At 49.9% G+C, this 18048-nt stretch carries 16 protein-coding genes, 1 other RNA gene and 1 pseudogene; 6 read left to right on the top strand and 12 right to left on the bottom strand.

What is annotated here, in order from left to right; all coding sequences use genetic code 11:
* Nucleotides 1–51 precede the first annotated feature (51 nt).
* The 3 genes and pseudogenes from yqjG to D9742_RS23670 form a co-directional block, all read left to right on the top strand.
* On the top strand, nucleotides 52–1038 hold the full coding sequence (yqjG, locus tag D9742_RS12270) for a glutathionyl-hydroquinone reductase YqjG (protein ID WP_130237069.1): 987 nt from the start codon (nucleotides 52–54) through the stop codon (nucleotides 1036–1038).
* Nucleotides 1039–1320: 282 nt separating this feature from the next.
* Nucleotides 1321–1689, top strand: a complete 369-nt coding sequence (locus tag D9742_RS12265; protein WP_130237068.1) for a DUF805 domain-containing protein — start codon at nucleotides 1321–1323, stop codon at nucleotides 1687–1689.
* A 57-nt stretch (nucleotides 1690–1746) separates the two neighbouring features.
* Nucleotides 1747–1845: pseudogene (locus D9742_RS23670) on the top strand (hypothetical protein); the annotation flags it as partial.
* A gap of 51 nt (nucleotides 1846–1896) precedes the next feature.
* Here D9742_RS23670 and yhaJ read toward each other — a convergent pair.
* Nucleotides 1897–2793, bottom strand: coding sequence for a DNA-binding transcriptional regulator YhaJ (yhaJ, locus tag D9742_RS12260; protein ID WP_130237067.1), 897 nt, complete (start codon nucleotides 2791–2793; stop codon nucleotides 1897–1899).
* Between the two features lie 104 nt (nucleotides 2794–2897).
* Here yhaJ and D9742_RS12255 point away from each other — a divergent pair, with 104 nt between their 5' ends.
* Both D9742_RS12255 and yhaL read left to right on the top strand, forming a co-directional pair.
* On the top strand, nucleotides 2898–3599 hold the full coding sequence (locus D9742_RS12255) for a pirin family protein (RefSeq protein WP_130237066.1): 702 nt from the start codon (nucleotides 2898–2900) through the stop codon (nucleotides 3597–3599).
* 21 nt (nucleotides 3600–3620) lie between these two features.
* Entirely contained in the window at nucleotides 3621–3785 is a 165-nt protein-coding gene (yhaL, locus tag D9742_RS12250; protein ID WP_130237093.1) for a protein YhaL, read from the top strand.
* Nucleotides 3786–3905: 120 nt separating this feature from the next.
* Here yhaL and cyuA read toward each other — a convergent pair whose 3' ends face one another.
* The 9 genes from cyuA to tdcA all read right to left on the bottom strand — a co-directional run bounded on the left by cyuA (nucleotide 3906) and on the right by tdcA (nucleotide 15629).
* Nucleotides 3906–5216, bottom strand: coding sequence for a cysteine desulfidase (gene cyuA / locus D9742_RS12245; RefSeq protein WP_130237065.1), 1311 nt, complete (start codon nucleotides 5214–5216; stop codon nucleotides 3906–3908).
* A gap of 27 nt (nucleotides 5217–5243) precedes the next feature.
* On the bottom strand, nucleotides 5244–6575 hold the full coding sequence (locus D9742_RS12240) for an amino acid permease (RefSeq protein WP_130237064.1): 1332 nt from the start codon (nucleotides 6573–6575) through the stop codon (nucleotides 5244–5246).
* A 277-nt stretch (nucleotides 6576–6852) separates the two neighbouring features.
* The gene (gene tdcG, locus D9742_RS12235) at nucleotides 6853–8217 is read right to left on the bottom strand and encodes an L-serine ammonia-lyase (protein ID WP_130237063.1); all 1365 of its coding nucleotides are present in this window, start codon (nucleotides 8215–8217) and stop codon (nucleotides 6853–6855) included.
* Nucleotides 8218–8286: 69 nt separating this feature from the next.
* On the bottom strand, nucleotides 8287–8676 hold the full coding sequence (locus D9742_RS12230) for an enamine/imine deaminase (protein ID WP_064529572.1): 390 nt from the start codon (nucleotides 8674–8676) through the stop codon (nucleotides 8287–8289).
* A gap of 13 nt (nucleotides 8677–8689) precedes the next feature.
* On the bottom strand, nucleotides 8690–10984 hold the full coding sequence (tdcE, locus tag D9742_RS12225) for a 2-ketobutyrate formate-lyase/pyruvate formate-lyase (protein WP_130237062.1): 2295 nt from the start codon (nucleotides 10982–10984) through the stop codon (nucleotides 8690–8692).
* Between the two features lie 33 nt (nucleotides 10985–11017).
* Complete coding sequence (gene tdcD, locus D9742_RS12220; RefSeq protein WP_130237061.1) at nucleotides 11018–12226, bottom strand: propionate kinase; 1209 nt, start codon at nucleotides 12224–12226, stop codon at nucleotides 11018–11020.
* 25 nt (nucleotides 12227–12251) lie between these two features.
* A complete protein-coding gene (gene tdcC, locus D9742_RS12215) occupies nucleotides 12252–13583 on the bottom strand; it encodes a threonine/serine transporter TdcC (RefSeq protein ID WP_000107721.1) in 1332 nt (443 codons plus the stop codon).
* Between the two features lie 21 nt (nucleotides 13584–13604).
* Complete coding sequence (gene tdcB / locus D9742_RS12210; RefSeq protein ID WP_130237060.1) at nucleotides 13605–14594, bottom strand: bifunctional threonine ammonia-lyase/L-serine ammonia-lyase TdcB; 990 nt, start codon at nucleotides 14592–14594, stop codon at nucleotides 13605–13607.
* Between the two features lie 96 nt (nucleotides 14595–14690).
* Nucleotides 14691–15629, bottom strand: coding sequence for a transcriptional regulator TdcA (gene tdcA / locus D9742_RS12205; protein WP_064529857.1), 939 nt, complete (start codon nucleotides 15627–15629; stop codon nucleotides 14691–14693).
* A gap of 314 nt (nucleotides 15630–15943) precedes the next feature.
* Here tdcA and tdcR point away from each other — a divergent pair, with 314 nt between their 5' ends.
* Entirely contained in the window at nucleotides 15944–16180 is a 237-nt protein-coding gene (tdcR, locus tag D9742_RS12200; protein ID WP_240780493.1) for a transcriptional activator TdcR, read from the top strand.
* A 231-nt stretch (nucleotides 16181–16411) separates the two neighbouring features.
* Here tdcR and rnpB read toward each other — a convergent pair.
* An RNA gene (rnpB, locus tag D9742_RS12195) (RNase P RNA component class A) lies at nucleotides 16412–16788 on the bottom strand.
* A 32-nt stretch (nucleotides 16789–16820) separates the two neighbouring features.
* On the bottom strand, nucleotides 16821–17966 hold the full coding sequence (gene garK, locus D9742_RS12190) for a glycerate 2-kinase (RefSeq protein ID WP_130237059.1): 1146 nt from the start codon (nucleotides 17964–17966) through the stop codon (nucleotides 16821–16823).
* Between the last annotated feature and the right edge of the window lie 82 nt (nucleotides 17967–18048).

The raw sequence follows: 18048 nt of genomic DNA, 5'->3' as shown, positions 1-18048 counted from the left end.
GTCTCAAACGAGGAGAACCGCTCCTCGTTTTTGCTATTGGAGGAGAGAAAAATGGGTCAACTGATTGACGGCGTCTGGCATGACACCTGGTATGACACCAAATCCACTGGCGGTAAATTTCAACGTTCAGCTTCCGCATTTCGTAACTGGCTCACTGCCGATGGCGCGCCAGGCCCCACTGGTAAAGGCGGTTTTGCCGCAGAGAAAGATCGCTATCATCTCTATGTTTCACTCGCCTGCCCGTGGGCGCACCGCACGCTGATCATGCGTAAACTCAAAGGACTGGAACCGTTTATTTCTGTATCCGTGGTGAACCCGCTGATGCTGGAAAACGGCTGGACCTTTGATGACAGTTTCCCGGGGGCAACCGGCGATACGCTCTATCAACATGAATTCCTGTATCAGCTTTATCTCCACGCCGATCCACACTACAGCGGACGTGTTACTGTTCCCGTGCTGTGGGACAAAAAGAACCACACCATCGTCAGCAACGAATCTGCAGAAATCATCCGCATGTTCAATACCGCGTTTGATGCGCTGGGCGCGAAAGCGGGCGATTATTACCCACCAGCCCTGCAAACGAAAATTGACGAACTTAATGGCTGGATATACGACACCGTAAATAATGGCGTCTATAAAGCTGGTTTTGCCACCAGCCAGGAAGCCTACGACGAGGCGGTGGTGAAAGTGTTTGAATATCTGGCGCGACTGGAACAGATATTAGGGCAGCATCGCTTCCTGACAGGTAACCAGCTAACCGAAGCCGATATTCGCCTTTGGACCACGCTGGTCCGTTTTGATCCGGTGTATGTCACCCACTTTAAGTGCGATAAGCACCGTATCAGCGATTACCTTAACCTGTATGGCTTCCTGCGCGATATCTATCAGATACCGGGAATTGCCGAAACCGTCAATTTCGACCACATCCGTAATCACTACTTCCGCAGCCATAAAACCATCAACCCAACGGGAATTATTTCGATTGGTCCGTGGCAGGATCTCGATGAACCACACGGGCGGGATGTTCGCTTCGGGTAAACAAAGGCACCCTTCGTGGTGCCTCTTGTAGTTGGCTAAGTGCGTGTTGTAATGTCGGATGCGGCGTGAACGCCTTATCTGACCTACAAAACATTGTACATTCAATATATTGCAGAACCCGCCCAGGCCAGATAAGCGTAGCGCATCTGGCGATTTTGCGCTTGCCCTTATCCTTCACAGCGCCTTATTAATTCATCTCGATAATATTTACTGCAAATTCATTCATGTCTATTCTTAATTTGCTGCTTTAAAAACAAGTGATTGAGCAAAATTGAGGCAAAAATGGACTGGTATCTGAAAGTACTAAAAAATTATGTCGGTTTCCGGGGACGTGCACGGCGCAAAGAGTACTGGATGTTTATTCTGGTCAACATCATCTTTACGTTCGTGCTGGGGCTGCTGGATAAAATGCTGGGCTGGCAACGTGCCGGTGGCGAAGGCATCCTGACGACTATCTACGGCATATTGGTGTTTTTGCCGTGGTGGGCAGTACAGTTCCGTCGCCTGCATGACACCGACCGTTCGGCGTGGTGGGTGCTGCTGTTCTTAATTCCGTTTATCGGTTGGCTGATTATCATCATCTTTAACTGCCAGCCAGGGACGCCAGGCGAAAACCGCTTTGGACCTGATCCAAAACTGGAACAGGAATAATAATTAAGCACCTTGCAAAAGGTGCTTTAGATTGTTAACAAAGTGCGCTTTGTTTATGCCGGATGCGGCGTAAACGCCTTATCCAGCCTACAAAATCTTCAAAATTCAATATATTGCAGTAATTGCGTAGGCCTGATAAGCGTAGCGCATCAGGCAGTTTTGCGTTTGTCTGCAGCCAAAAGCACCTTGCAAAAGGTGCTTAATCGTTTATTTTCCGGCGAACAACTTTGGAATTTCCCGCAGACACCAGGATTTTGCTTCCCCCATACTGTCGCGACGCCAGGCCATAATAATATCGATTTCGCTGGTCGATTCCGGGCTGACTACACGCAACCGTCCTTCAGCGATATCTTTTTCTACCATTGGGTACGGCATCGTTGCGACGCCAAGCCCCGCCAGCAATGCCTGACGTTTATCTTCAATGGTGCTGACCGTCAGGCGCGGTTGTTTATCCAGTAACTGTACGGTCAATACCGGGCGTTCACGAGCAGTATCTGCCACTGCAATTCCGCGATATTTCACGCGCGTCACTTCTGAGAGCGGCTCCGGCTCCTGGTGAATCGGGTGATCAGGCGCGGCCACGTAGACGTTCATCAGGGTGTAAAGCTTTCGAGAGTTGATTTCCGACGAGGAACGAAAATGCATATCCGGCGCGATAACAATATCTGCTCGCCCCTGCTCCAGCCGCTCCCACGCCCCCGCCAGCACCTCAGTAATGATTGCCAGTTGGGTATTAGCCCTCGCCGCCAGTTTGTCGATCAACGGGAAAAAGGCAGGCGTAGGCACCAGCGCCTCAGTCACAATGGTAAGATGCGTTTCCCAACCACGCGCGAGGGCTTCGGCATCGGTGGTCAGTTTATCTGCCGCCTCCAGCAGAACGCGTCCCCGCTCCAGCAACATTCGCCCGACATTGGTGAATTTAGTGCGATGGCCCGAACGGTCAAACAGCACCACATCCAGCTCTTCTTCCAGTTTTTGCATGGTGTAGCTAAGCGCGGAAGGCACGCGTCCCAGCTCATCGGCCGCCGCCGCAAAACTACCACGGCGATCAATCGCATCCATAACCCTTAGTGCTTCCAGCGTTAACGCCCTTTCTTTGGCCATTTCGTTCTCATTCAGGAAATTTGAACATACCGGGCAGAATATCTGGCTAACAATGTAGCGTCCAGCCCCTTACCATAAAAGGAAGTAAAGAGAGGTCAAGAATTATGATTACTACCCGAACTGCCAGGCAGTGTGGACAAGCAGACTACGGATGGTTGCAGGCCCGGTATACTTTTTCCTTTGGACACTACTTCGACCCTAAATTGTTAGGCTATGCCTCCCTGCGCGTGCTTAACCAGGAAGTGTTGGCTCCAGGTGCCGCCTTCCAGCCACGTACCTATCCCAAAGTTGATATTTTGAATGTGATTCTCGACGGAGAAGCAGAGTATCGGGACAGCGAAGGCAATCATGTTCAGGCGCGCGCCGGTGAAGCCTTATTGCTTTCTACTCAGCCGGGCGTGAGTTATAGCGAACATAATATCAGCAAGGACAAACCGTTAACGCGAATGCAGCTCTGGCTGGATGCTTGCCCGCAACGGGAGAATCCGCTGATTCAAAAACTGGCGCTTAACATGGGCAAGCAGCAATTAATCGCCTCGCCAGATGGCGCGAAAGGTAGCCTGCAACTGCGCCAGCAAGTGTGGCTGCATCATATTGTGCTCGCCGAGGGAGAAAGCGCGAACTTTCAACTGCACGGTCCGCGCGCTTATTTGCAATCGATCCACGGTCAATTTCATGCGATTACGCATCACGAAGAGAAAGCTGCGCTGACCTGCGGTGATGGCGCATTTATTCGTGACGAGGCTAACATTACACTCGTTGCTGATTCCCCGCTGCGCGCTTTGCTGATAGATTTACCCGTCTAGTTTTTTTACAGGGAGAAGATGATGAGTAAAAAATCGACGAAGAAACGTCAGCCAGTGAAGTCCGTTGCAGCGAAAGAAACCACCCGCGCTACCAAAAGTTTTGGCTATGAAGAGATGTTGAGTGAGTTGGAGGCGATAGTCGCCGACGCCGAAACACGGTTAGCCGAGGATGAAGCTACCGCGTAAAAACAGGTTGCCGGATGCGGCGTAAACGCCTTATCCGGCTTACAAAACCAACAAATTGCACACCCCGTAGGCCGGCCAGCATCACATCCGGCACCAGGTACGACATCCGAAATCCGGCGCTTACCTGGCCTTACTGGCCATAATCTCGATAATCTGCCGATCCGTTTGCTGCATTGAATGACTTGCCAGCGCGCACAGGTTAGCGATCGACTGCTCAACATCATGCGCCACAATCCCTTCATTGCCTGTCACGGCGGTATCATCCAGTGCCATTAACACCGCTTTCCACGCCGCCGACGCACTGGTCGAAACCTTCATCGCGCAACTGTTCGACGCGCCATCGCAAATCATACCGCTCACATCACCGATCATACTGCTGATCGCCATCGAGATGGTTTCATAACGACCATCCACCAGCCATGCCATCCCGGCGGCGGCGCCCATTGCAGCCGTCGTTGCAGCACACAGCGCAGACAAACGCGGTAACTGGTTATGGATGTAAATTGCGCTCAAATGCGAAAGCATCAGCGCACGCGCCAGCCGTTCATCATCCGCTCCGAAGTGTTCTGCTACCACCACCACAGGCATTGTTGCGGTGATCCCCTGGTTACCCGAGCCGGAGTTACTCATAGCCGGAAGCGTAGCGCCGCCCATACGCGCATCGGATGCCGCGCTGGTACGAATCACAATTGACGAGGAGAGATCTTTCGCCAGCAAACCGCGCGCACACTGTTTTTCCAGCGTCGCGCCAATATGCAGCCCCCAGTTACCACTTAAACCTTCCTGCGATAACGCGCAATTTAGCTTCGCGGAATCGAGAATAAAGCGGATCGCCGCAAACGGGACTTCATTGACGAACTTCAGGATCTCTGCCAGCGTCGTTTTGGACAGTACAGCCAGCGGTGACTCTTTCTCACCCTCTGCCACGCACGCCTGTTGGGTAAACACTACGCCATTGTGCGTCTCAATATGAACAATGTTGGTATGCCCACCGACGATAGTGACACAAGCCCACTGCTCGCCGTTCCAGACTTTGGCGCGTGAGAAGAGGATTTCATCACATGGTTCCTGGATCTTGACCGAGACTTTCCCCGCCGCCAGCATTGCTTTGGCATCGGCAATTGCCTGCGCAGTTGCGTCTTTCAGCACTTCCAGCCCAGCTTTGGCATTCCCACCTAACGCTCCCAGCGCCGCAGCAATCGGCAGCCCCACCATTCCCGTACCGGGAACGGTGACGCCCAGACCGTTCTTCATCAGATTTGGCGAAACCCAGGCTTCTACACGTTCAACCGGACCTTCCAGTTCTGCCGCAGCAACCGCCGCCGCCAGCGCCAGTGAAATCGGTTCAGTACATCCCAGCGCCGGTTTTACTTCCTCCTGAACTGCAAGGATGTAACGCTGCCATAACGGATTTAAAGTCGAATCAAACATAATAAAAACCTTAAAATTTCAGGTAAATCATGAAAATGCCAGGAACGGAGAAACGCAAAGCAACAAACCGGTGACGATAATCAGGTACAGAGAGGCACCTTTGTATTTGTGCAATGCCGGTACTTTGTAGACCAACCACGCCGGGATCAGGCACCCTACCATGCCGAAAATGGGGCTACAGATAGAGGTAAAGCTCAACACTGGCGCATTCAGTACGATGGCGCTCCAGGCCAGTAAAATGGCGAAAATCATGATGCCGCGCTGAACGAGATTTTCGTTAATCTTCTCGGCTGGCATCTTGCGGCGCAGGATGTTCATTACGATCCCTTGCGTTGCTTCGCGGAAGCCTAAATAGACGCCAAAGAACGCTGTCATTACGGCAAAGATATTGAGGATGACGCTGACCACTTTCACCCATGCTGCGCCGTCGCCGCTAATAAACTGGGCCGCTATCGCCAGCGCGGAAATATTCTGCTCGTAGGCTTTTACTGCTTCGTCATGTCCCATCGCCAGCGTGAACGACACAGCGTAGAAAAAGACGGTGACAAACAGGATCCCAAACGCAATGTTCATCGCCCGCAACGCTTTATGTCGCGCTACTTCGATCGATTTTTCTCGCGAGCGATAGGAAATCACCATCGGGCTTAACGTCTGAATAAACAGAATCGAGGTCAAGGTAAACGGCAGTGTGATAATGGCGTTTTTCACCAGCAGCCCCAGCGGCGGCAGCGAACCGACGTTATACAGATGCCACATCCCTACCATCGATAAACCCAGCGCCGCGACCACCAGCAGTTTGGTCAGCACCATGCCGGTCGAAATTTTGAATAACAGTTTCTCGCCGCGTGAAGAGATCGCTACCAGAATACAAATCAGTACCAGGCCATAAAACGGACTGTCAGACAGCAATCCTTCCGTCACGCCGAAAGTATGCAGATAGGAGGCGCTATCGTTAGTGATGGCGGTGGAGTAAACAAACATCCAAATAACCAGCATCACAAAGTAAAGCGCACCTAACAAAATGCCCCAGTTTTTACCCAAATAACCACTAATAACACTCGGATAATCTTTACACTCTGGAGATTCCGCCAGCGTATTAATAAACAATCGCTGAAACAGATACATTGCCGGGTAGCCAATCACTGAAGAGAGCAAAAATACCCACAATCCCATCAATCCGACCTGCACAGGGAGAAAAACTATCCCCGCGCCAATCGCCATCCCAATACTCATAATCACCCAACCGGTGTCAGTACTGTCGAATTTGATAGCTTCACGCCATTCGCTTTCACTCATTCCAGCACGACCCGCCGGGGTCGAAGCGTCTGCAATGACGCCTTTATTCGTTGCAATTTCCATAAGTTCTCGCTCAATATTTTGTAGGGCTTATTATTTTTTTTCGTGCCGCATCAAGGCGATACGCGGTCAACGTTTTTTGCAGGCGAGTAATTAGAATAAAGAAATGATACTCGTGAGGTCAGAGAAAATCTTCACTATCAAGACTTCGAAATAACAGGGATGGATAATAATTTTCTATCAAATTAATAATTGCAGAACGGTTATTCTCTATTTGCGGCAGATCACAATAAAAAAGGGTGCACATTTTGTGCACCCCAGGATGAACGCGGATGAGATATCAGCCGCAGACCACTTTAATGGCCAGTCCTCCGCGTGAAGTTTCGCGGTATTTATCGTTCATATCTTTGCCGGTTTCGTACATCGTCTCGATAACTTTATCGAGAGAAACGCGCGGTGCAGAAGTGCGTCGCATTGCCATCCGCGCGGCGTTCACGGCTTTAACAGCATTAATAGCATTGCGTTCAATACACGGAATTTGCACCTGCCCGGCAACCGGATCGCAGGTCAGTCCCAGGTTGTGTTCCATCGCGATTTCCGCCGCATTACACACCTGCGCCGGGCTGCCGCCCAGCAGTTCGGTTAACCCTGCCGCCGCCATTGAACAGGCCACGCCAATTTCGCCCTGACAGCCCACTTCCGCACCGGAAATGGAGGCATTCATTTTATACAGCGCGCCGATAGCACCAGCCGCCAGTAGAAAACGGGCGATGGAGCGCTCATTGAGCGGGCGGCGGAATTTATCGTAATAGGCCAGCACTGCAGGAATAATGCCGCAAGCGCCGTTAGTTGGTGCTGTCACAACGCGTCCGCCAGCGGCGTTTTCTTCGCTGACTGCCAGAGCAAACATATTGATCCAGTCGATTACGTTCATCGGATCGTTAGAGATATTGTCGTTGGAAACCAGCTGGCGACGCAACGCTACGGCACGGCGCGGCACATTGAGCGGACCAGGCAGCACGCCTTCGGTGTTCATCCCACGTTCAATACCGTCGTGCATCACTTGCCAGATACGGGCAAAACCGGCATCAATTTCCGCTTTACTGCGTAGCGCCAGCTCGTTGTGCATCATCAGGCCAGAAATAGACAGACCGTTGTAATCACACATTTTCAGCAGTTCACCTGCTGAGTGGAAATCGTAAGGTACGAGGGTTTCGACATCGTGCGACAGGCCGAAGTGTTCTTCTTCAACAATAAACCCGCCACCGACAGAGTAATAAATTTTACTTAATAGCTCTTCTTGTCCCTTCCAGGCAGTAATCCGCATCCCATTCTCATGACGGGGCAGTATTTCCGCATGGAAAATAATGTTCTTTGCCACTGGGAAATCAACGACATGCGCGCCTGCTGCCACCGGCAACCTTCCACTGCGCGTCACTAATTCAATAAATGCAGGTATCTCATCAATAACAACGTCCTGCGGACTATTTCCTGCCAGTCCCATGATGATAGCGATATCCGTGGCGTGACCTTTGCCCGTCAGTGACAACGATCCATAAAGATCGACCACAATGTGGCTTGTCGCGGTTAATAAGCCGCTCTTCTCCAGTCGATCGATAAAACTTTTTCCGGCATTCATTGGCCCCACGGTATGAGAACTGGAGGGACCAATCCCAATTTTGAAAATATCGAATGCACTAATCATATCCACACCCTCGGATTGCCGTTCGTGAAGAGGAGCGGAGCGACCTTGCGATCGCCCCACTCAGGAGCTTTATGCGTTACGTACCGCAATAGCTTCGATTTCCAGCTTCACATCTTTCGGCAAACGCGCTACCTGCACGCAGCTGCGTGTCGGGTAGGTCGCCTGATGCTCGTCAAAAAATTGCTTGTAGACTTCATTGATGGTGCCAAAGTCATTAAGGTCGGTAATGAACACCGTCATCTTCACGATATCGCCAACGGTCAGCCCGGCAGCAACCACGATCGCTTTGACGTTTTCCAGACTTAAACGCGCCTGATCTTTCACGTCCGCAGGGATCTCCCCGGTCTGCGGGCAAACCGGAATTTGTCCGGAGGTGAAGACCATGCTGCCTAAATCAACTCCCTGAACATACGGGCCGATTGCGCCTGGCGCACGTTGCGTTTCGATAATCTTTTTCATACATCCTCCGGCATCAAAGCGCCTGGGTAAAGGTACGTGAAATCACATCCTGCTGCTGTTCACGGGTCAGTGCGTTGAAGCGCACGGCGTAGCCAGAGACACGGATTGTCAGGTTAGGATATTTTTCCGGGTGCTCGATGGCATCCAGCAGCATTTCCCGATTCATTACGTTGACGTTGAGGTGTTGACCGCCTTCGACATCCGCTTCGTGGTGGAAATACCCATCCAGCAGGCCGACAAGGTTGGTTTTACGTACTGGATCTTCTTTGCCCAGCGCCGCAGGCACAATCGAGAAGGTGTACGAGATCCCGTCTTTAGCGTAGGTGAACGGCAGTTTCGCCACCGACGTCAATGAGGCCACGGCACCTTTGCGGTCACGACCATGCATCGGGTTAGCGCCCGGCGCGAACGGTGTTCCGGCGCGACGACCGTCCGGCGTATTACCGGTTTTCTGGCCGTACACCACGTTAGAAGTGATAGTCAGAATCGACTGAGTTGGTACGGCGTTACGATAGGTTGGCAGGGCTTTAATTTTCTTCATAAAGCGTTCAACCAGGTCGCAAGCAATGCTGTCTACGCGCTCGTCGTTGTTGCCGTACTGCGGATATTCGCCGTCGATTTCAAAGTCGACCGCCAGGCCGTTTTCGTCACGAATCGGTTTCACGCGGGCATATTTAATTGCGGAAAGTGAATCCGTCGCCACCGACAGGCCCGCAATACCGCATGCCATGGTGCGATAAACATCACGATCGTGCAGCGCCATCAGTGAAGCTTCGTAGCTGTACTTGTCATGCATGTAGTGGATGATGTTCAGCGCGCTGATGTACTGCACTGCCAGCCAGTCCATGAAATGGTCGAGGCTGTTCATGACCTTGTCGTGGTCCAGAACGTCGTCCATCAGTGGTGCTGTTTTAGGGCCGACCTGAATCTTCAGCTTCTCATCCACCCCGCCGTTGATTGCGTACAGCAGCGTTTTCGCCAGGTTAGCGCGTGCGCCGAAGAACTGCATCTGCTTACCAATCACCATTGGGCTGACACAGCAGGCAATCGCGTAATCGTCGCTGTTGAAGTCAGTACGCATCAGATCATCGTTTTCATACTGCAAAGAAGAAGTGACGATGGAGACTTGTGCCGCATATTTTTTGAAGGCAATCGGCAATTCTTCTGACCACAGAATGGTCAGGTTAGGTTCCGGTGCTGGCCCCATGGTGTGCAGTGTATGCAGATAACGGAAGGAGTTTTTGGTCACCAGTGTACGACCGTCCAGCCCCATCCCGCCGATGACTTCCGTTGCCCAGATCGGGTCGCCGGAGAACAGCGAATCAAATTCCGGCGTACGCAGGAAGCGCACCATACGAATCTTCATGATGAAGTGGTCGATCAATTCCTGCGCCTGCTGCTCGTTGAGCACACCAGCTTTGAAGTCACGTTCAATGTAGATATCGAGGAACGATGCCGTACGGCCCAGCGACATCGCGCCGCCGTTTTGCGATTTCACTGCCGCCAGGTAAGCGAAGTAGAGCCACTGCACCGCTTCCTGTGCATTCTGTGCCGGACGAGAGATGTCGAAACCGTATTTTGCCGCCATTTCCTGAATCTGCAGCAGCGCATGACGATGTTCTGCCAGCTCTTCACGTAGACGTATAGTGGCTTCCAGATCTTGCCCTTTTTCCAGACGAGACTGGAGATCGGCAAATTGCAGTTCGCGTTCACGGACCAGATAACTGATGCCGTACAACGCCACGCGACGATAGTCACCGATAATACGTCCACGACCATAACCGTCCGGCAGACCAGTCAATACGCCAGATTTACGGCAGCGCAGCATATCCGGTGAGTAAACATCAAATACGCCCTGGTTATGGGTTTTACGCAGATCGGTAAACACGTATTCAAATTCGCTGTCCATTTCACGGCCATAGGCGTGGAATGAACTTTTGATCATGTTGATGCCGCCGAACGGATGCAGCGCACGTTTCAGTGGCGCATCTGTTTGCAGGCCAACGATTTTTTCCAGCGGCTGGTTGATATAACCTGCATCATGGGCAGTAATGGTAGTGGCAATATTGGTATCGAAATCAACCGGCGCGTGGGTTGCATTTTCGATACGAATACCTTCCATCACCTTTTCCCACAATTCCGTGGTGGCTGGCGTCGCTTCGGCGAGGAAAGATTCATCCCCTTCATACGGTGTATAGTTATGTTGAATAAAATCGCGGACATTAATTTCGTTTTTCCAGTCCGTACCTTTAAAGCCAAGCCATGCGTCGGCGTACAGCTTATCGCTGGTATCAATATCTACCTTCATGAAAAATAATCTCTCTACAATACTTCAACTAAATTATGCAAATTCTGCGGGTGCTTTAACTTTGCCTAAATAAATTGCATCTAGCGCAATCATTTTTTCTTCGTTGGTCGGAATAACGGCGCAAATGACGCGCGCATTTTCACTGGAAATAATTCGCTCACCGTAGGAGTTAGAGCGATTATTCATTTCTGTATCAATATCTACGCCTAATACAGTCAAATGCTCCATAACCAGACGACGAATTAAACTTGAATTCTCACCTATTCCACCGGTGAATATAATTCCATCCAGGCGATGTAATGAGGCAGCATGTCCGGCAATATGACGGGCAATACGGTGAACAAATGTTTTAATTGCCAGTTGTGCACGTTCATGACCTTCATGCCAGGCTTTTTCCAGTACACGCAGGTCGGAAGAAAGACCGGAAATCCCCAATAGTCCCGATTCTTTATTCACCACGCGTTCCAGATCGCCAAGACTCTGGTTGGTTTGACTGGCCACCCAGGACATCGCGCCGAAGTCGACATCACCACTGCGCGTCCCCATCATCAGCCCTTCCAGCGGCGTCATCCCCATTGAGGTGTCAACACTCTGCCCGTTACGAACCGCGCAAATAGACGCGCCATTGCCTAGATGCGCTACCACCAGGCCGGAATCATCTTCCGCCAGTTCCAGCAGAGAATGCGCGCGCTGGGAAACATAGCGGTGAGACGTGCCGTGGAAGCCATAGCGGCGCACGCCCAGCTCTTCGTAATATTTCCACGGCAGGCCGTATAAAAACGCTTCCGGGGCCATTGTCTGGTGGAAACTGGTATCAAATACCGCTACCTGAGTTACACCAGGAAATAATTGCTGGGCCGATTCAATACCACTTAAATTGGCGTAGTTATGCAGCGGCGCCAGTGGAGAAACGCGACGGATATTATCAATGACTTCATCGGTAATAATAGCGGACTCGGTAAAAATACTGCCGCCGTGGGCGATGCGGTGGCCAATTAAGGCCACACTGTCATTTAAATTCCGTTTTTCCAGTTCAAACGCAATTGCCTTCAATGCACCTTCGTAGCTGTGGTGAGCCAGCGGTGCTGGCTCTCCTCCATTTACGGATAAGAATGCATTTTCCGAATTAATACCGTCGGCAATACCTGACATTAATACTTCACAGTTCGAGGCATCCAACACGGAAAACTTAATTGAAGACGAACCACAGTTAATAACCAAAACAACCGGAAATTCATTCATCTCTTTTCTCATCCTGAGTTACGGATTAAAACAGTTTGTATACGATGTTCAGGATGGTCAGCAGACCAATCACGGTAACAAACACGTTATCCAGACGACCACGGTATTTCGCCAGAGACGGCGCTTTACGGATGGCATACATCGGCAACAGGCACAGCAGGGATGCGATAATCGGTGCGCCCATGGCTTCAATAAGGTCGAGGATGTTCGGGTTGGCGTAGGCAACAACCCAGGTGGAGCCCATGATGAAGATCATGCTGAGAGTATTCAGTTTACCCAGCGACACTTTGGTTTTGTCACCTTTATAACCGAACTTCAGAATCAGACCATTCAAGCCTTCCAGCGTCCCCAGATAGTGACCGAAGAAAGATTTGAAGATAGCCACGAGTGCGATGATGGAAGCCGCATATTCCAGTGTAATCGCGAACGTTGTTTTCGTACCGGTCATGGACGCAAAGTGGTTAGCCAGATAAGAAAGCACTGGAATATTCTGCGCTTTTGCTTCCGCCATGTTTGCCGGAGACAGCGTAAACAGGCAGCTAAAGGCAAAGAACATCACCACTGCAACCATCAGCATGCTGGCACGAGAAATGATTTGGGAACATTTACGTTCGGTGAAGTCGCGACCGAAGTCTTTCTCATACTCTTCACGTTTAGAAACCACGAAGGAAGAGACGATTGGCGAGAAGTTAAAGGAGAAAACCATGATGGAAATCCCCAGCCAGACAGTGATCAGGATACCGTCATGACCGGTTAACGACAGCGAACCGAGGTCAACCTGGTCGATAACTGCAGAGTTCCAGTAAGGGATCAGCGACAAAGAAATCAGCACCAGGCTGGCGATAAACGGCCATACCAGGTAGCTCATCACTTTAACCATCAGATCCTTACCAAACCAGATGACGAAAGCCATCAGCAGCAACAGGAACAGCGCCACAAAGCCGCGATTCAGCGGTGCAAAGCCGAGCTGGTTTTCCCAGAACGTCATAAAGGTATTGGTAATAGTAACGCCATAAATCCACAGCAGTGGGCAAATCGCGAAGAAGTACAGGAACGTGATGACCACGCCACCAGTTTTACCAAAGTGCTCTTCCACCGTTTCCGTAATGTTGCCGGAAGGGTTAGAGCCAGAAAGACACAGACGCGCCAGCGCCCGGTGGCAATAAAACGCGATTGGGTATGCCAATACCAACATCAGAAGAATCGGGATCAGTCCGCCAAAACCTGCGCGGATAGGGAAGAACAGCACGCCGGCACCAATGGCAGTACCGAACAAACCCAACGTCCATGTGGTATCTGATTTACGCCAGGACGATTGTTTTGTCTGGCTGGATACAATGCTATCTGAAGTACTCATATCCTATCCTCAACGAGATAATTAAGCGTCAACGAAACCGGTAATTTGAGAGACGCGAGAAAGATCGATATTGCCGCCGGAAATAATGCTGACGGTTTTTCTGTTTTGAATATATTGGTCTAATTTACCGCTTAACAAAGCAGCACATGCCAGAGCGCCTGCGCCTTCGGTGACGACTTTATTACGCTGAATTAAGGCAATCATGCTATTTCTGATTTCGTCTTCGCTAACCAGCACGATGTCATCGACTAATTCACGAACGATTTGGTAAGTTAAATTACCCGGGCGGGCGACATCACAACCATCCGCCAGGGTGCCGGTAGTTCGGTGCGTGGTTATTTCTCCCGAGTGGAAAGAAGCCGCCATGCCGTGAACGTTTTCTGATTGCACACCAATAACACGAATTGTCGGGTTAATAGATTTAATCGCTACCGCAATACCAGCAATTAAACCGCCACCACCAATTGGCACAATCACATTATCGACATCATAGAGATCTTCCATAATTTCCAGGCCAATCGTTCCCTGACCGGCAATCACTTTCGGATCATCATAAGGTGGGATAAAAATACGGCCTTCCATTTCGACAATTTCGCTAACTTTGGCGATGGTGTCGTTAAAGTTATCGCCGTGTAGAACAACTTCAGCAGAGTAGTCACATGTCGCCGCGACCTTGGATTTTGGTGCGCCTTTTGGCATTACCACTTTCCCGTCGATGCCCAGCATTGCGCAGGAGAGCGAAACCCCTTGCGCATGGTTACCCGCAGAACAGGCCACCACACCTTTGCGTTTTTCCGCATCGGTTAAAGAACTTAATTTATTAAATGCGCCACGAATTTTAAATGAACCAGTACGTTGCATGTTTTCAAACTTAAGGAATATTTCACCTTTGCAACGTTCACTAAAATAATTGGATCGAGGCATGCCTGTTTTATAAATTCGCCCAGCCAGTCGTTGTTTTGCTTCGATAATGTCATCAATAGCAACCGGGAGATCGTATGTAATATGCATTATAAACCTCTTAACCTGAATTAAATATGTAGGTAACCGTAACCGACACCCGCAAAAAGACAGGTGGATTATTTATGTTTGAGAAAAAACAAATAACTAACCAACTTCTATTAATTGCCTTCGTCTACACCCATTATAAGATGAATACTCTTTGGCTAATTCCACCAAAACCGATGCTGCTTTTTTAATACGATAATTTTTTGACCATACCGCAGCATATCGCGCCACGGGCAATGTTTCTTCAACCGGAATAGTAATAAATTGATTAGAACCAAAAGGTGAAGTCATATCACAAGGAATCACGGTTAAGAAATCAGCATTGAGAACAAGATTATAAATCGTCACGACTGAGTCGGTTTTAACGATGTTTTCAATACTGATGCCATTTCTTTGTAACGTGGTGAGAAGTTCGCTGTAGTATCCCATATTAGTTTGCGGCAACACCCACTGTTCGTTTTTCAACGACTCCAGCGTGGTAGTGCCGGTGCATGTTCGGGACTTGCTGGCTACCAGCACAAACTCGGACTCGAACAGCGGCTCAACATGCAAATCCTGAAGCTTCATTTCTGCACTTAACGTACCAATCGCAAAATCCAGGCGTCCGTCGCGGATAGCAGGTAAGAACGAGGACAACTGTGCTTCATACATTGAGACCTGCGCTCTCGGGAACACCTCTTTGAATTTGTTGATCATCCCGGACATAAAGGTAAAACCAATTAGCGAAGGAAAACCAAATGAGACTTCCACAACGGCTTCAGAGGACATACCGCTTATCTCATTAACCATATTTTTCATTTCGCGGGTAATGGATTCGGAACGTGAGAGTAACAATTGGCCGGCTGGTGTCAGCGTTACACCGGTATTTTTCCGCACCACTAATTCCACGCCAAAATAATCTTCAATATCGTTAATGATTTTACTTACAGCAGGTTGAGTTAAACCTAATTCTTTTGCAGCCGATCCAATAGAGCCACTTCTGATGACTTCCTGAAAGACTACCAGGTGCTGCGTTTTAGGAAGAAGAATAGTACTCATATCGACCTGCATTAATTACCTCATTGACGACATGAAGTGTATCAAAATGGAATGAATGCGATATGTGCGACCACTCACAAATTAACTTCCAATTGCTTTCCAGGCATCTACTTAGATCAATATAATTATTAAATATCAATGAGTTAACATAATAAAATCAGCATAAAGCCTGACTTTTATCAAAAAACAAAGGGGGGGATAACCATATTTTATGGCGATAACAATACGCTTTATATGGCTTATTAAAAAATGTACTGCGACGATATTTCAAGCAAATATCGTGTATTTCTCAGGCGAATTTTAAGTTAAATTTAATGAGCAAGTTATCAAATTTTATTATAAACAAATCATATTTACAGGTAAATAATGCGCCGCGTCACATTTTTTCGCGGAATTTGTTGGTCGCAAAACATTTATTTTATCAATATTTTAAAAAGTCGAATACAGATATTGATCATCTCGAACAATTGATTAACGTCAATTATTACCATCATAGCAGGACGTCATTTTGTGAATGCAATCGTTTCCCATGGTTTCTGCTGGCCTCATAATGCGCGGATAGCATTTTGTGTTGATGATCACAAAACTAATAATTCATATTTGATGGTAAGTAATCCGGTGAGACAACAAGGGTGGTTAAAAAAGAGTATTTATACAGAAAAAAAGAAAACTGACCGATAAGCCGCTTTCTTTTGGGTATAGCGTCGTGGACAGTCATTCATCTTACCGCTGCGCAAAAGCAAAAACCCGCCAGTTTGCACTGACGGGTTTTCGTTAAAAATAGGTGAAACTGACCGATAAGCCGGGTTCTGTCGTGGACAGTCATTCATCTAGGCCAGCAATCGCTCACTGGCTCAAGCAGCCTACCCGGGTTCAGTACGGGCCGTACCTTATGAACCCCTATTTGGCCTTGCTCCGGGTGGAGTTTACCGTGCCACGGACTGTTACCAGCCGCGCGGTGCGCTCTTACCGCACCCTTTCACCCTTACCTGATCCCACTCACGTGGGCCATCGGCGGTTTGCTCTCTGTTGCACTGGTCGTGGGTTTCCCCCCCAGGCGTTACCTGGCACCCTGCCCTATGGAGCCCGGACTTTCCTCCCCTCCGCCCGTCTCCCCCGAAGAGGACGACGACGAAGCGGCGACTGTCTGGTCAGCTTCGGCGCGCAGTATAGAGGGTTTACACGCCCTTGTCACCCCGCGTTGCGCATTCCAATCGCCAGTGTTGCAGCAATATTGCGCGAAGCTCGGTAAATATTGTCATAAGCCCCGCTGAAAGCTTCATCCAGCGTAACAATACTGTTTAACACGCTGAATACGGCATCGATACCATGCTGGTGCACAACGCCGACATCCTTCGTAAGGCTACCCGCAATTCCAATTACCGGTTTATTGTATTTCTTCGCCACATTAGCCACCCCAATCGGTACTTTGCCATGGATGCTCTGGCTATCAATGCGCCCTTCTCCGGTGATAACCAGCGTGCAATCATGAATATGTTCTTCCAGATTGAGCGCCGTAGTCACAATCTCAATGCCGCTCTTTAGCTCCGCGCCAAGAAAAGCCATCAACGCCGCACCCATTCCGCCCGCCGCACCTGCACCGGGAACGTCTTTCACATCAACATGCAGCGATTTTTTGATGACATCAGCATAGTGAGAGAGATTCTTGTCCAGCTCGACAATCGTGGCTTCATTCGCCCCTTTTTGCGGGCCAAAGATCCGCGAAGCACCACTGTCGCCCACCAGCGGATTGGTGACATCGCAGGCGACGCGAATCGTACAATTCTTTAAACGTGGATCGAGGCCAGTGATATCAATGGTATTCAGAGTATTAAGACTGCCGCCACCAAAACCGATTTCATTGCCATTGGCATCGCTTAACTGCGCTCCCAGCGCCTGCATCATCCCTGCACCGCCATCGTTGGTGGCGCTACCGCCAATACCGATAATGATGCTTGTGGCGCCGCTCTCCAGCGCCTGCAGGATTAACTCCCCTGTGCCGCGTGAAGTGGTTACCAGCGGATCACGCTTTTCCGGTGGCACCAGCGCCAACCCACTGGCCGCCGCCATTTCGATAAACGCGGTTTTGCCGTCGCCGGAGATCCCCCAACTGGCATTCACTTTCTCGCCCAGCGGCCCTGTAACCCAGGCATGACGTTCAGCCCCCTGGGTGGCTGCAATCATCGCTTCCACCGTTCCTTCGCCACCGTCGGCAACAGGAACAGAAACGTACTGTGCATCAGGAAAAATTTCCCGAAATCCTTTTTCTATCGCCTGCGCAACCTCGCTGGCTGATAAACTTTCTTTATAAGAGTCTGGGGCGATTACGATTTTCATACCTTTGCCTGTTACCACATGACGCCGGGGGGCGTTTCTCTTATTCGGCCTGGATTCCAGGCCCGGATAGCAATAAGCCATC

Source organism: Escherichia sp. E1V33, from assembly GCF_004211955.1.
GTDB lineage: Bacteria > Pseudomonadota > Gammaproteobacteria > Enterobacterales > Enterobacteriaceae > Escherichia.
This window is presented reverse-complemented; position numbering and strand designations above follow the sequence as displayed.